We start from the raw sequence: 14,391 nt of genomic DNA on the forward strand, positions 1-14,391 counted from the left end.
CCCCCTAGACGACGAGCTTGCGGCGGAAGGTGTGCAACGCGAGCAGCCACCCGGCGACCACCCAGGCGGCCAGGTAGAGCAGGTGCCCGACGATCGACCACTGCGGGGCGACGCCGAGTGTGGCCGCCCGGCACAGGTCGACGGCGTGCCAGAGTGGTGTCGCGTACGCCAGCCACCGCAGCGCCTCGGGCAGCGACTCGACCGGGAAGAACACCCCGGCGAACAGCGACATCGGGATGACCGCGAACCGGAACAGCATCGCCAGCCAACTGTCGCTGGACACCACCGCGGCGTACGCGAAGGTCGGCGCTGCCACGGCCAGACTGAGCAACGCCACCACCGGCAGGGTGACCACCGCCCACGGCGACCGCAGCGCCCCGAACAGGCCGGTCACCAGCAGGAACACCGCGATCGTGGTGACCACCCGGAACAGCACGAACGCCAGGTGCCCGGCCAGGATGTCGCCGACGCGCAGCGGCGACGCGCTCTGCGCCTGGTAGCTCTTGACCCACTGGAAGTTGCTGAACACCGGCCACGTCGAGTCACCAACGGTCACCTGGAGCGCGGTCGAGGCGATCAGCCCAGGCACCAGCCAGTCGAGATAACGCACCCCGTCGACGCCCTGGTCGATGTAGCCCCCGACGCCCACGCCGAACCCGAGCACGGTCAGCACCGGCAGCAGGAACGACGAGAACACCCCGGCCCGCCAGGTGCGCCGCAGCCCGACCAGGTAGTAGCCGAACACCGCGGACGCCGGCGCCCACGGCGGTCCCGGTCTCGCCCGCGTCCGTTCCGCCACGCCCACCGCGCCACCTCCACCCGCATCGACCACGACCTGTCTACCCCCGGGGTACGACAGACCGCGACCCCTTTACGCCGTTACCGACCCGACTCTGCCGTGATCGACAGGGCCCGACTCTGCCGTGATCGGCTCGGCCCGGCGCTGGTGTGATCGACTCGGCCCGGCGCTGGCGTGATCGGCTCGGCCCGGCACTGGCGTGATCGACTCGGCACCTGCGTGATCGACTCGGCGCGGCTCCGGAATGATCGACTCGGCACCGCTGTGATCGACTCGACTTCTGGGGAGTCGCGGTGTCAACGGCCATGGGACGGTCCGACTTTCCAGAAGTCGAGTCGATCATCCGTCAGGCAGCGGCACGCGACGGTCCTTCCGAAAACCCGGTGACCGGCGAAGCGGTGATCGACTCGGCTTCGTGGAAGTCGGGCTGTCGGCGGCCACGGGAAGGCCCGACTTTCCGGAAGTCGAGTGGATCACTCGCACCGGGCCAGCGAGGGCCGCCGGCGCGATGGTCCACTCCAGATCGGCGACCTGGCGGCATCCCGTCGCCCGGACACCCCCAGGTCGGCGATCTGGTGTGGATCACGCTCGACGGACGGCGTCGGACCCCACGAACGCGCGCCACGCATCGGACGTGAAGACCAGCGCGGGACCACCTGGATCCTTGGAGTCACGGACGGCCACCACCCCCGGCAGGTTGTCGGCCACCTCCACACAGTTGCCGCCGCTGCCGTTGCTGCGAGTGCTCTTGCGCCACCGGGCGCCGGTCAGTTCCATATCTCCGCCACGTCCTTCGCTTTCGTCGGTGACTGCTGCTGCGGTGGTGCCTCATGGCAGATCAACTCGGCTTCACGGAGGTCGGGGTGTCCCGGTCCCGCAGACACCCCGGTTCGCAGGAAGCCGAGTGGACCTTGGTGCTGTGCAGAGCCAGGCGGCTGGCCCACGCGACCGTCCAGGGGCCGACCGGCCCACGAACTACCAGCCCGGCGACCTACCCGCCCGAGGAGCTGCCGGCCCGGCGACCTACCGGCCCGAGGAGCTGGCGGACAAGTGACCTACCGGGCGGAGCATCTACTGGCCCGGCGTCCTAGCAGGCCGAGGATCCGCGCGCCGGCGACCTATCGGACACCGGCACCGAGCCCGACGAACGCGCGCCACGCCCCGGGCTCGAACACGAGCACCGGGCCATCCGGGTCTTTCGAGTCACGCACGGCCACCAGGCCCGGCAGGTTGTCGGCCACTTCCACACAGGCCCCGCCGCTGCCGTTGCTGCGAGTGCTCTTGCGCCACCGGGCACCGGTCAGTTCCATGTCTCCGCCACTTCCGCGATCAGGTCGAGGGACTGTTGCTGCGATAGTGCCTCACCCCGGATCGACTCCCACACCTCGACCATCTGACGCACGTAATCGGACCGGTCGATGACCTGCCCGTGACGCTGCCCGTCGAGGTAGACGACATCCTCACCGGTTGCCGCAGTGGCGATCACGAAGGGACCATCGAGCCCAGCGTAAGCACCGGCGGACAGCGGCACGACCTGGATTCTGAGCCGGGGCAGGGCCGACCCGAGCTTCACCAGGTGCCGCAGCTGCTCGCGCATCACCTCCGGCTCGCCGACGCGGCGGCGCAGTGCGTACTCGTCGACGACCACGCTGAGCAGCGGTGGTCGGTCCCGGGTGAGCACGCCCTGCCGGTCGAGTCGGGCGGTCACCTGCTGCTCGACCTCGTCAGGTGCGAATAACCCGGCACCGGCAAGGACGGCACGGGCATATCCCTCGGTTTGGACCAGACCGGGCACGTAGAGCGGCTCGAACCACCGTAGTGCGGTGGTCTCCTGCTCGATGCCGGCCCAGTCGCGGAACCACGGCACCACGGTTTCGCGGCTGATCCGCCGTTGGATGCGTTCGAACCGGCCGTCGGCCGCGAGCACGACGTCGCACCGGCGCGCGAAGTCCAGGCTCGGCCGGCGCTCGGAGGTCTCCACCTTGGCGACCAGCGCGCCCGAGTAGCTCAACGCCTCGGCCAGCGCCGCCTGTGACAGGCCCCGGTCTGCCCGGGCCAGCCGCAGCTCCTCCGCGAAGTGTTCCAGCATGGACGAACTCTCCACGGACAACCTCCGTACATCTTCGTACCGGGCCGGGCCGACCGTCGCACGCGCTGGTCGTCGGCGCGCGGAACCTCCCACCGTAGTCGGGTCATCACCAGACTGTCACGCAGCGGAACCGCTCACGGGATCGGACGGCGGGCGGAACCAGGCCGGGAGCGCCCCGCGACCCCCGATCCGGGGCGCTCCCACCCATCCTTTGCTCTGCTGCACCGGAGGCAACACCGGGAGCCCTCGGGTGTTGCGTCGGTGGAAGCAGAGCAAAGGACCTGCCCGAGCACGTCGGCTCACGACCAAGGGAGGCATTCATGCCCCGCTACCGCCCGCACGTGGCGGCGCGCCCATCGTGGCGCTGCCGGGTCTGCGGCGCCGCGTGGCCCTGCTCTCCGGCCCGGCTGGCGCTGCTCGGCGAGTACCGCGAGAACCGGACCGGTCTACTCATCTACCTCGCCACGCTGCTCGACGAGGCCACCGCAAATCTTCCCAGCACTGACCCCGAAAGCCTGAACAACCGCTTCCTCACCTGGGCCAGGGCCCGATGAAGGAGGCTCACGGGCACATCTGGAACAGATCTTGGACACTTTCCGTCAACTGATGACGGTAACTGTCCAAGATCTGCGGAGCTTCCCCTCAGTCGACGAGGGTGCGGCCGGTCAGGTGCAGGAAGACGTCCTCCAGGCTGCTGCGTCGTACCAGCACGTTCGCCGGTTGCAACCCCAGCGCGGTGACCTCGGCGACCGCCGCGTCGCCATCGGGCACGTAGAGCAGAACGCGGTCGGGCAGCACCTCGACCCGCTCCCCCACACCGTTCAGCTTGTCGGCGAACGGCGCCTGCGACTCGGCGGCGAAGCGCAGCTCGACCACCTCGCGGGTGGAGTATCGCTCAATCAGCGCCCGGGGTGAGCCCTCGGCGACGATCCGGCCGGCGTCCATCACCACCAGCCGGTCGCAGAGCTGCTCGGCCTCGTCCATGTAGTGCGTGGTGAGCACCAGCGTGACGCCCTGCTGCTTCAGCCGGAACAGGCGCTCCCACACCAGGTGCCGGGCCTGCGGGTCGAGCCCGGTGGTCGGCTCGTCGAGCAGCACGATGTCCGGCTCGTTGACCAGGGCGCGGGCGATGGTCAGGCGGCGCTTCATCCCGCCGGAGAGCGGATCGACCTTACTGTCGGCCCGTTCGCTGAGTTGGACGAAGTCGAGCAGTTCGTCGGCCCGCGCCCGTGCCGCCCGGCGCGAGATGCCGAAGTAGCGGGCGTAGACGGTCAGGTTTTCCCGGACGGTCAGCTCGGGGTCGAGATTGTCGAGCTGCGGGCACACCCCGAGGCGGGCGCGGATCGCCGGCCCGTCGGCCACCGGATCCAGGCCGAGGATGCGCAGCTCCCCGTCGCTCGGCGGCGAGGTGCAGCCGACCATCCGCATGGTGGAGGACTTGCCCGCGCCGTTCGGGCCGAGGAAACCGAACGCCTCACCCGACTGCACCTCGACGTCGATGCCGTCCACGGCGGTGAAGTCACCGAACCGCTTCACCAGCCCACGAGCCTGAATCAGTGGTCGCCCGGTAGTCACCGCCCGACCCTAACCGCCAGGTCCGACACCCCTCCACGCAAATACGCGCGCGCCCGACCCGTCGGGAGCGAAACGCCGATCAATGCCCCACTCCGACGGCCGATCGACAGGTATCGTCCCCGTGTGTCGCCGATCAGCTCGCCCGATGGCTCGCCGTCACCCGCCCGACCAGTCAACTCTCCCGGCGACGGGCCTGCGACGAACACCAGCGGCGAACCCACGGACGCCGCGGGCATACCGGCCACGAGCGCTACCGACGCGCCACCCCGGCCACGCCCACCCGCCGAGGCCACAGACCCGGCCCACACCACAGAACCAGCCCAGACCCCAGAGCCGGCCCACACCACAGAGCCAGCCCACACCACAGAACCAGCCCACACCACAGAGCCAGCCCAGACCACAGAACCGGGCGGGCTGACGGGAGCAGCCGAGCAGGCGACGCGTGACCTCGCCGCCCAGTTCGAGGACGAGAAGCCCGGCCGAGTGTTGGCCGGTCCGACGGCTCTGCTGCTCGGCACGGTGGCGCTGGCGGTCGGCGCGCTCGCTCTCTGGCAGGTGTTCCGCCCACTCGCGCAGGGCAGCAAGTACTACCTGATCATCTTCTTGGCCGGTGTGCTCCCGCTGGTCTTTCTCGCCTACCCGGCCGACCTGCCGCGCTGGGCCCGCCCGCGCAGGCGGCACCGACGCACCGACAGCACCGCCGGCGCCAGTACAGGAGACACCACCGGCACCCGGCCCGCCGACAGCACAGGACCCAGCACCGCCAGCACCCGGCGCGCCGACAGCACAGGACCCAGCACCGCCAGCACCCTGCCCACCGTCACCGACTGGTTGTTGGCCGCTCTCACCGTGGCGGCCTGCCTCTATCCCGTCCTGCCGTTCACGATCGGTACGGGTGGCGGCGGCTACAACGCGTTCCTCGACCGGCAGGGCCTGCTCGCGCCGGCCGACCTGGTGCTCGGCACCGTACTGCTGCTTCTGCTGCTGGAGGCGTGCCGGCGCACGACCGGTTGGATCCTGCCGGCGGTCTGCCTGCTGTTCCTCGGGTACGGCTACTACGGCGGGTTGCTGCCGCAGTCCTGGGCGGTCGCGCACGCCGGGCTCGACTTCCGTCAACTGGTCGACGCGTTCTACAACTCCGACAGCGGTTTCTACGGCACCCCGCTGGACGTGGCCGCCTCGTACATCGTGCTGTTCACCATCTACGGCGCGGTGTTGGAGCTGTCCGGGGCCGGACGGTTCTTCGTCGAGCTGTCGGCCGCCGCGTTCCGGCACTCCCGTACCGCGGCCGGTCGGACGGCGGTGGCCTCCGGTTTCCTGCTCGGCACCGTGTCCGGCTCGGGCGCGGCGACGACGGTGAGCATCGGCGCGGTCACCTGGCCGTTGCTGCGTCGGGCCGGCTATCCGCCGGAGCGGGCCGGTGGCATGCTGGCCGCGGCCGGGGTGGGCGCGATCCTCTCCCCGCCGACACTCGGGGCGGCGGCGTTCATCATCGCCGAGTATCTCGGCGTCTCGTACCTTCAGGTGCTGGGCTGGGCGACGGTGCCGACGGTGCTCTACTACCTGGGCATTCTGCTCTCCGTGGAGATCGACGCCCGCCGGTCCGGTGTACGCCCGGTGGTGCTCGACGTCGGCTCACCGTGGCGGCTGCTCGGCCGGTTCGGCTACCACTTCGCCTCGCTGATCGCGATCGTCGTGTTCCTCGCGGTGGGCGTCTCCGCGACGAGGGCGGTCGTCTTCGCCATCGTCCTCACCGCCGCGCTGTCGTGGCTGGACCGCACGCACCGACTCACCCCGGCTCGGCTGGTGACCGCCCTCGTCACCGGCGTACGCGGGGTGCTCGCCGTCACCGCCGTGTGCGCCGCGGCCGGCATCATCACGGCCACCACCACGAAGACCGGCCTCGGGCCGCAGGCGGCGGCACTGCTGATCGGCGGAGCGAAGGCGGCCACGACCGATCCCACGCTGGTCCTGGTGCTCACGGCGCTGCTCGCGGCCGTCGCGCTCAGCCTGCTGGGCCTGGCCGTGCCGGTCACCGCCTCGTTCGTGATCGGATGGGTGATCGTCGGCCCGGCCCTGCTCGACCTGGGCGTGGCCGCGCCCGCCGCGGCGATGTTCGTCTTCTACTTCGCCGTGCTGTCCGAGGTGTCCCCGCCGACGGCGCTCGCCGCCGTGGCTGCCGCCGCCGTCACCGGGGGCCGGCTGGTGCCGACGATGTGGCAGACCCTGCGGTACGCGCTGCCGGCGTACCTGACTCCGATCGCGTTCGTCATCACCCCGGCCGGGCTGGGCCTGCTCGGTATCGGCGGTGTTCAACAGGTTGCCCTCGCCGCCGTGGTCACGGCGCTCAGCGTGGCGGTGCTGGCCGTCGCCGCCGGTGGTTGGCTGCCCGGCGTGGGCCCGGCCGGCGCGCCGGAGCGGGTGCTCGGCGCGCTCGGCGGGGTCACCCTGCTCTGGCTCGAACCCGTGCCGGTCGCGGTCGGCGTGGCGCTGGCCGCCGTCGCGGCAGCGGGAGTGCTCGTCCGACGCGGAACCAGCGGCCGACCGCGAACACCAACAGAGGGCCGACCGCAATCATCAACAGAGGAGAGACTGTGAGACGAACCGACGTACGGCTCGCGGCGGGTCTGGGCGTGCTCGCCCTGGCCCTGGCGGGCGTCACCGGCTGCGGAGGCCAGAAGGGCGGCGCGGCCAAGGACGACACGGCCAGTGCGGTCACCTGCGAGGTGACCCGGGAGACCCGCGTGGGCATCGCCACCGGCAACTCGACGGGTGTCTACTACGCGGTCGGCAACGCCCTGGCCGGGCAGTTGTCCGGGGCGACCGGCGGCAAGCTCACCGGCACCGCCGCCGAGACCGGCGCGTCGGTGCAGAACGTCGAGCAGTTGGTCGCCGGCCAGTACGACGTGGCGTTCTCGCTCTTCGACACGGCGGTCAACGCGCACGAGGGCACGGGCAGCTTCAGCGCGCCGCAGCCGGTGCAGGCGTTGGCCCGCCTCTACGACAACTACACGCAGGTGGTGGTCCGCAAGGACGCCGGGATCACCTCGGTCGCCGGCATGCGCGGCAAGCGGATCTCCACGGGCTCCCCGAAGTCCGGCACCGAGGTGATCGCGAACCGGCTGTTGGAGGCCTCCGGACTCGACCCGGCCAAGGACGTCCGGGCGCAGCGACTCGACCTCGCCAAGACGGTCGACGGCGTCAAGGACGGCAGCATCGACGGATTCTTCTGGTCAGGTGGCCTGCCCACCGGCGGCCTGACGGACCTGTTCACCACCGCCGGCGACACGGTGACGTTCGTCGACATCTCATCGCTGCTGCCGAAGCTGACCGCGCTGGGGCCCGGCTACCAGGCCGGCACGATCGGTCGGGACGTGTACCGGACGGCGACCGACACTCCGACCATCGTCGTGCCGAACGTGCTGCTGGTCCGCGAGGACCTGGATGCCAACGTCGCCTGTGCGATCACCCGCACGGTGTTCGACAAGCGCGACGTCCTGGCCCAGGCCAACCCGGCGGCCAAGGGGATCTCGCTGGAGAGGGCCCGCCGGACCCTGCCGGTGCCGCTGCACCGCGGCGCCGAGAAGGCGCTGAACGACCTCGGCGCGAGGTGATCGGGGCGGTCAGAGGTCGGCCGGCGCGGTCGCGGCACGAGCCGCCGTGACCAGACGGTCGGTCTCGGCGAGCAACGCCTCGTCGTCCGCCGGTGTGCCGGGGTCGAGTCGGACCGTCCAGGTCAGACCGTCGACCCCGGCCGCGCGGCGGGCCGCGACACGTGCCGCGCCGCCGGGCACCGGGTGGTGTTCGGTGTACGCGACGGAGCGGGTCACCCGCGCGCGCACCTGGTGGGGCAGCTCACCGGGGTCGAGGAGCAGGTACGTCTCGGCCGGCCCGTCGGCGACGACGACGTAGCCGTCGCGCTCGACGACGGTCTCGGCCGGCGTGACGGTCAGCTCCCGACCCGACCAGACCGCCTTGATCAGGTCGTGCCAGCCGATGCGGTGCCCCCGACCGGGCAGCCACAGCCCGAGGTTGCTGGCCACGATCACGCCGTCGCCCTCGCCGTTGCCCACCGCCGCCCAGGCGAGCAACCGCTCGTCGGCCGTCAACGGCGGCCGGTCGGCCGGCGGCAGCTTCGGCTTGCGGCTGAACAGTCCCATCTAGAGCCCTCCCGCGGCCTGCTCGCGCAGCGCCCGGGCGTGCTGTTCGAGCGACAGCAGCTCCCCGAAGGCGGCGAAGTACTCGTCCTTGTTGTTGACCGGGTTGATCCGCTGGATCCGCGACTTGAGGTCGCGGATGCGGGCCGTCACCGAGCCGAACTGCACCCGGGCCATGGTGATCGACACGTAGCGCGGGTCGGGCTCACCGTCGATGCGCAGCGGCTCCACGGCCAGCTCGCCGACCAGCGCCGCGGCGGCCAGGTCCTCGCAGGCGTCGCGGACCTTCTCGATCCAGACCGCGCCGCCGGTCGCCGACGCGGCCCCGCCGGCCGCCGCCACGGCCGCGCGGACGGCCACGTGCACCGGATGGCGGTACTCGGTCGCCTCGACGGCGTCGAACATCGGCCCGGCCAGCACCGGCTGTTGCAGGGCGAGCTTCAACGCCTCGCGCTCGACCATCGACTGTGGGCTGTCCACGGATGGCTCGGCCTGGGCCGGGGCGGGCCGGGGAGCGGGCGCGGCGTCCCGGCCGCCGGACGGCGGGGTGTTGGCGGCGGCGAGCACGGCCCGCTGCACGGGCTCGATCTCCATTCCGAGGTCCATGGCGAGCTTGCGGACGTACTCTGGGCGCTTTTCCCGGTCTTTGAGCTGCGCGACCAACGGCGCGGCCCGGCGCATGGCCTCCACCCGGCCGTCGACGGTGTCCAGGTCGAAGCGGCTGATCTCGTGCCGAAGCGCGAAGTCGACGAGCGGCTCGCGGCGGGCGACCAGGTCCCGAACGGCCAGGTCGCCCTTGGCCAGGCGCAGGTCACACGGGTCCATGTTGTCGGGGCTGACCGCGATGAACGTTCGGCCGACGAAGCGCTGGTCGTCGGCGAACGCGCGCAGCGCCGCCTTCTGGCCGGCGGCGTCCCCGTCGAAGGTGAAGATGATCTCGCCAGCCACCGAATCGGTGTCCAGCAGGAGCCGGCGCAGCACCCCGATGTGGTCCGCGCCGAACGCGGTGCCGCAGGTCGCGACCGCCGTGGTCACCCCGGCCAGGTGGCAGGCCATCACGTCGGTGTAGCCCTCGACGATCACCGCTCGGCCCTGCTTGGCGATCTCCCGCTTGGCCTGGTCGATGCCGTAGAGCACGTGCGACTTCTTGTAGATCGGCGTCTCGGGGGTGTTCAGGTACTTCGGGCCGTCGTCGTCGTCGAAGAGCTTGCGCGCCCCGAAGCCGATCACGTCACCCGAGAGGTCGCGGATCGGCCAGAGCAGCCGGCGACGGAACCGGTCGATCAGCGTGCCCGAGCGGGACTCCCGGGACAGCCCGGCGGTGACCAGTTCCTGGTGGGTGAAGCCCTGCTGGCGCAGGTGCTTGGTGAGCGGGTCCCAGCCCTCCGGCGCGAACCCGCACCCGTAGCGCTCGGCGGCGGCCCGGTCGAAGCCCCGGCGGGCCAGGAACTCGCGCGCCGGTCGCGCCCCGGCGGTGCTGAGCTGCGCCCGGTAGAACTCGACGGCGGCGGCGTGCGCGGCGACCAGTCGCTGGCGCTGACCCTGCTGGGGGCGTGGACGCGCGGCGCCCCGGTCGTCCTCGACGTAGCGGAGCTGGATACCGGCACGCCCGGCCAGCCGCTCGACCGACTCGACGAAGCTCAGGTGCTCGGCGTCCATCAGGAACTTGATGGCGTCGCCGCCGGCCCCGCAGCCGAAGCAGTACCAGACGTTGCGGGCCGGCGAGACGTTGAACGACGGGCTCTTCTCGTCGTGGAACGGGCACAGGCCCTTGAGGTTGCCGCCACCGGCGGACTTCAGGGTGACCGTCTCGGAGATGACGTCGGAGATCGAGGTGCGCTCCCGGACCAGCGTGATGTCCTCGTCCCGGATCCGCCCAGCCATGCGCCACCCCCTCGCCGTACATCCTGCCCTGCCCGACCGACGACACGCCGGCCGGGGGACGCCGGTGTGGCGGGGGCCGCCGCCGGGCTCACCCGTTTCGACCCGGCCGCCGGGTCCGCGCGGGGACCATGACCAGATGCGCAGGGTACGCGCCAACGGGCCCCGGCCACCACGATGGGTGACCGGTCGACTGCGGATGCGCGGGCAGGGTCCGCCGACCGACGACGCCGGTGAACGGCACGCGACCTGGTTGGAGCTGTTCCTCGACCTCATCTTCGTGTACGCGCTGGCGGCGGTCGTACGCCGGCTGGGCGACGATCCGACTCCGTCGACAAGCGCCGTGCTGGCCGTGCTGGGGCTGTTCGTGGTGGTCCAGTGGGCCTGGTTGGGCCAGGTGTTCTACGACACCCGTTTCGACCCGGACGACGTACCGCACCGGCTTCTGGTGCTGGTCGCGCTGGTCGGCGCGGGCACGATGACCCTCGGGGTGGACGAGGTGCCGGAGAGTGTGCTCCTGCCGGTGGGCTACCTGATCGTGCGGGGTGTGCTGCTCCTGCTGTACCTGCGGGCCCGCCCGACCAGCTCGCAGGCCCGTACGGTGACCACGATCTACCTGTGCGGCTTCGGGTCGGGCTGGCTGATCTGGCTGGCCTCGCTGGCCACTCCCGCCACCGCGCGTCCGACGCTGTGGATCGTCGCCATGATCATCGAGCTGTCCACCCCGTGGGTCGGCAAGCGGTGGCTCAACCGGTTTCCGGTCGACGACCAGCATCTGCCCGAGCGGATCGGGCAGTTCACCATCATCGTGCTGGGCAGCGCGCTGGCCAGCCTCCTCTTCGCGGTGCCCGACCATCCCCGGCCGCACATGATCGTGACAGCCGGACTGGCGTTCCTGGTGCCGGCCGCCGTCTGGTGGGTCTACACCACCTTCGTCACCACCCGCGAGGCACGGCGACGGCTGCGCGGCGGCCAGACGTACGCCTACCTGCACATTCCGCTGGGGGCCGCGCTGCTGCTGCTCGGCTGGGCGCTCGGGCAGATGGTCCGGCTGGCCGACGACGAGGTGGTCCGGCTGCCGATGGAGCTGCGGCTCGTCCTGGCCGCCTCGATCACCGTCTGGATGCTCTGCGGGCTGGCGTTGCACTGGGTGTGGAACCGGCCGAGCATCGGCCGCCTGGGCATCGCCGGCTACGGCGTGGGCTCGGCCGTCCTGATCACGACGGCGGTGCACGAGCCGAAGCTGATGCTGGCCCTGCTCTCGGTGGCGGTCGTCGGGTACGCGGTGCTGCTCACCCGACGACTCACCGCGACGGCCGAGGACTGAGCCGGCCGGCGCTCAGGCGGCAGCCGGCTCCTCGGCGGCGACCTGCCGGTTCCACTCCTGCTTCGACGAGCGCCAGCCCTCGTCGTCCATGCCGCGTCGCCAGTAGCCGGAGATGGAGAGCCGGTCCAGGGGTACGCCTCGCTCGCCGCGCAGCAGCCGGCGCAGCTCCCGGACGAACGTCGCCTCCCCGTGGACGAAGGCGTGCACCGAACCGGGTGGGAACTCCAGCTCCCGCACCGCCTTCACCAGCGCCTCGCCCACCGGGCGTCGGCCCCGGTGCAGCCAGGTCACCTCGACCGCGCCCGGACTGAGCAACGGCTGCTCGTCGACCGGGTCGGCGATCTCCACGAAGACCCGGGCCGGCGCGTTCACCGGCAGCCGCTCCAGCGCGGCGGCGATCGCCGGCAGGGCGCTCTCGTCGCCGACCAGGAGGTGCCAGTCCGCGTCCGGGCTCGGCGCGTACGCCCCGCCCGGGCCGACGAAGTGCACCGGGTCACCCGGGCGCAGCGCGGCGGCCCACGGGCCGGCCAGCCCCTCGTCGCCGTGGTGCACCACGTCCACGGTCAGCTCGCCGGCGCGCGGGTCCCACCGGCGCACGGTGTACGCCCGCAGCCGGGGCCACTGCTCGCGGGGCATGTCCCGGCGGATCGCGGCGAGGTCCAGGGGCTCCGGGTACGCGACGCCGGGCGCCGGAAAGACCAGCTTGATGTAGTGGTCGGTGAACTCGCCCACCGGCAGGCCGGCCAGTTCGTCCCCGCCGAGGACGAGCCGGATCAGGTGCGGGGTGGGTCGTTCGGTGCGCAGCACCCGGACCGAGGTGACGTTCCTGGGGCGTTCCGTCATGCAGTTAGGTTAGCCTAAGTTGTCGAGCTGTCCACCAGACGGGTGTGCCAGCTCGCCGCCGCCGGGTCGGTGAGCGAGGCGACCTGGTCGATCACGACGCGCAGCCGGGCGGCGTCGTCCGGCGCGGCCCGCCACAGCGGAGCGAAGATCGGATCGAGCCCGTCCGGCGCCCGCCGGACCAGCGCGGCGACCAGCTCGGCCAACATCGTCCGCTGCCGCTCGTAGCGACCCCGGAACCCGCTGCGGCGCATCACGTACCGCAGGGCGATGCCCTTGAGCAGCGCACACTGCGCCCGGACCCGCCTCGGCACCACCAGGTCGGCGGCGTACCGGCGATGCGGGCCGGGGCCGTACCGCTCCTCGGTGGCCTCCACCGCCGCCGACACGAACCGGCCGGTCAGGCCGCTCGTGGTGGCCTTCAACGCCACCTGGGAGCGGTGGCTGCCGTCGTAGGCGGCGAGCGGGGCGAGCAGCGGGTCGGCCAGCAACGCGACAAGCACCTCGGCCAGATCGGTCGGGGACTCCCCCGAGTACGTGGCCGCCACGTCGGCACAGAGCGCGGCCCGTTCGTCGGCGTCCGCGAGCAGCGGGCCCAGCGTGACGTACCCGCCGTGGATGCCGTCCTCCACGTCGTGCACCGAGTACGCGACATCGTCGGCCCAGTCCATGACCTGCGCCTCCAGGCAGCGCCGGTCTCCCGGCGCACCGGCCCGGAGCCACTCGAAGACCGCCGTGTCGTCGGCGTACACCCCGAACTTGCGCTGCCCCGGGCGGCGCGGCCACGGGTACTTGCCGATCGCGTCGAGCGACGCCCGGGTCAGGTTCAGCCCGGCGGACGACCCGTCCGGGGCGAGCACCTTCGCCTCCAGCCGGGTCAGCACCCGCAGCGTCTGCGCGTTGCCCTCGAAGCCACCGCAGGGCGTCGCGAGCAGGTCCAGCGCGGCCTCGCCGTTGTGCCCGAACGGCGGATGCCCCAGGTCGTGGGCGAGCCCGGCGACGTCGACCACGTCCGGGTCACAGCCCAGCCGGGCGCCCATCTCCCGGGCGATCTGGGCCACCTCCAACGAGTGCGTCAGCCGCGTACGCAGGAAGTCGTCGGTGCCGGCGGTGTGCACCTGCGTCTTGGTGGCCAACCGGCGGAACGCGGCCGAGTGCAGCACCCGGGCGCGGTCACGCTCGTACGGCGACCGGCGGTGGCCGGTGTCCTTGGGCGGCTCCGCCACCAGCCGGTCGGCCGGATCAACGCTCACTTCTCAGGGAGCACGCAGAACTCGTTGCCCTCCGGGTCGGCCAGCACCGTCCACCCCACGTCGCCCTGGCCGATGTCGACGTGCCGGGCGCCCATGTCGACAAGTCGCTCGACCTCGGCCTCCTGGTCGGCGGGGCGCAGGTCCAGGTGCAGCCGGTTCTTGCGCACCTTGCCCTCGGCGACCGGGCCGAAGAAGATGGCGGGGGAACGATCCGCCGACTGGCGGATCTCCACGCCGCTCGGCTTCTCGGAGATGATCTGATAGCCGAGCGCCTCGGCCCACCAGCGGGCCAGCCGCGCCGGATCACGCGCATCGACGGTGAGGCTCTCCCAGACGCTTGTCATTCAGTCACCCTTCCCGTTCGACGGCGTACGCAATCGGCCGTTTGCGAGCGAGCCAAGGTTACGCCCGTCACGGCCGATCGACGCGCCCCCGACGCTTCGGCGAGTGACGAACGCCGACGGCGGCCC

General features: G+C 71.8%; 13 protein-coding genes and 1 pseudogene. 4 read left to right on the forward strand and 10 right to left on the reverse strand.

The genetic code is table 11. From position 1 onward, the window contains the following. Positions 1 to 4 precede the first annotated feature (4 nt). The 4 genes from ACQPZK_RS24435 to ACQPZK_RS24450 form a co-directional block, all read right to left on the reverse strand. Entirely contained in the window at positions 5 to 805 is an 801-nt protein-coding gene (locus ACQPZK_RS24435; RefSeq protein WP_433535212.1) for an ABC transporter permease, read from the reverse strand. A gap of 576 nt (positions 806 to 1,381) precedes the next feature. Further along, complete coding sequence (locus ACQPZK_RS24440; RefSeq protein ID WP_433535213.1) at positions 1,382 to 1,576, reverse strand: DUF397 domain-containing protein; 195 nt, start codon at positions 1,574 to 1,576, stop codon at positions 1,382 to 1,384. Between the two features lie 341 nt (positions 1,577 to 1,917). Further along, complete coding sequence (locus ACQPZK_RS24445) at positions 1,918 to 2,109, reverse strand: DUF397 domain-containing protein (protein WP_433535214.1); 192 nt, start codon at positions 2,107 to 2,109, stop codon at positions 1,918 to 1,920. Further along, positions 2,100 to 2,903, reverse strand: coding sequence for a helix-turn-helix domain-containing protein (locus tag ACQPZK_RS24450; protein WP_433535215.1), 804 nt, complete (start codon positions 2,901 to 2,903; stop codon positions 2,100 to 2,102). The genes ACQPZK_RS24445 and ACQPZK_RS24450 overlap by 10 nt, the downstream gene beginning before the upstream one ends. Before the next feature lie 305 nt (positions 2,904 to 3,208). Here ACQPZK_RS24450 and ACQPZK_RS24455 point away from each other — a divergent pair, with 305 nt between their 5' ends. Continuing rightward, complete coding sequence (locus ACQPZK_RS24455) at positions 3,209 to 3,442, forward strand: flavin reductase (RefSeq protein WP_433535216.1); 234 nt, start codon at positions 3,209 to 3,211, stop codon at positions 3,440 to 3,442. A gap of 88 nt (positions 3,443 to 3,530) precedes the next feature. On the opposite strand, the gene ACQPZK_RS24460 is transcribed toward ACQPZK_RS24455, so the two are convergent. Beyond that, positions 3,531 to 4,463, reverse strand: a complete 933-nt coding sequence (locus tag ACQPZK_RS24460) for an ABC transporter ATP-binding protein (protein WP_433535217.1) — start codon at positions 4,461 to 4,463, stop codon at positions 3,531 to 3,533. A gap of 483 nt (positions 4,464 to 4,946) precedes the next feature. On the opposite strand from ACQPZK_RS24460, the gene ACQPZK_RS24465 reads away from it, so the two are divergent. Then, on the forward strand, positions 4,947 to 7,061 hold the full coding sequence (locus ACQPZK_RS24465; RefSeq protein WP_433535218.1) for a TRAP transporter permease: 2,115 nt from the start codon (positions 4,947 to 4,949) through the stop codon (positions 7,059 to 7,061). Beyond that, on the forward strand, positions 7,058 to 8,077 hold the full coding sequence (locus ACQPZK_RS24470; RefSeq protein WP_433535219.1) for a TAXI family TRAP transporter solute-binding subunit: 1,020 nt from the start codon (positions 7,058 to 7,060) through the stop codon (positions 8,075 to 8,077). Before ACQPZK_RS24465 ends, ACQPZK_RS24470 begins: the two co-directional genes overlap by 4 nt. 9 nt (positions 8,078 to 8,086) lie before the next feature. Here ACQPZK_RS24470 and ACQPZK_RS24475 read toward each other — a convergent pair whose 3' ends face one another. Beyond that, complete coding sequence (locus ACQPZK_RS24475) at positions 8,087 to 8,623, reverse strand: hypothetical protein (protein WP_433535220.1); 537 nt, start codon at positions 8,621 to 8,623, stop codon at positions 8,087 to 8,089. After that, positions 8,624 to 10,526 (reverse strand): annotated as a pseudogene (dnaG, locus tag ACQPZK_RS24480) (DNA primase). Between the two features lie 114 nt (positions 10,527 to 10,640). Between dnaG and ACQPZK_RS24485 the strand changes: the two are divergent. Next, positions 10,641 to 11,828 (forward strand): low temperature requirement protein A, encoded by a 1,188-nt coding sequence (locus ACQPZK_RS24485; RefSeq protein WP_433535221.1) that lies wholly within the window; start codon positions 10,641 to 10,643, stop codon positions 11,826 to 11,828. 12 nt (positions 11,829 to 11,840) lie between these two features. On the opposite strand, the gene ACQPZK_RS24490 is transcribed toward ACQPZK_RS24485, so the two are convergent. The 3 genes from ACQPZK_RS24490 to ACQPZK_RS24500 are packed head-to-tail and all read right to left on the reverse strand — an operon-like array spanning position 11,841 to position 14,265. After that, positions 11,841 to 12,671: a siderophore-interacting protein gene (locus ACQPZK_RS24490; RefSeq protein ID WP_433535222.1), complete on the reverse strand. Its 831-nt coding sequence runs from the start codon at positions 12,669 to 12,671 to the stop codon at positions 11,841 to 11,843. Between the two features lie 14 nt (positions 12,672 to 12,685). Further along, positions 12,686 to 13,921 carry a deoxyguanosinetriphosphate triphosphohydrolase gene (locus ACQPZK_RS24495; RefSeq protein WP_433535223.1) on the reverse strand — a complete coding sequence of 412 codons (1,236 nt, stop codon included), beginning with the start codon at positions 13,919 to 13,921 and terminating at the stop codon, positions 12,686 to 12,688. Continuing rightward, positions 13,918 to 14,265 (reverse strand): VOC family protein, encoded by a 348-nt coding sequence (locus tag ACQPZK_RS24500; protein ID WP_433535224.1) that lies wholly within the window; start codon positions 14,263 to 14,265, stop codon positions 13,918 to 13,920. The genes ACQPZK_RS24495 and ACQPZK_RS24500 overlap by 4 nt, the downstream gene beginning before the upstream one ends. Positions 14,266 to 14,391 lie beyond the last annotated feature (126 nt).

Origin of the sequence: Micromonospora sp. CA-249363 (assembly GCF_050950185.1) — a bacterium.
Classification (GTDB): domain Bacteria; phylum Actinomycetota; class Actinomycetes; order Mycobacteriales; family Micromonosporaceae; genus Micromonospora.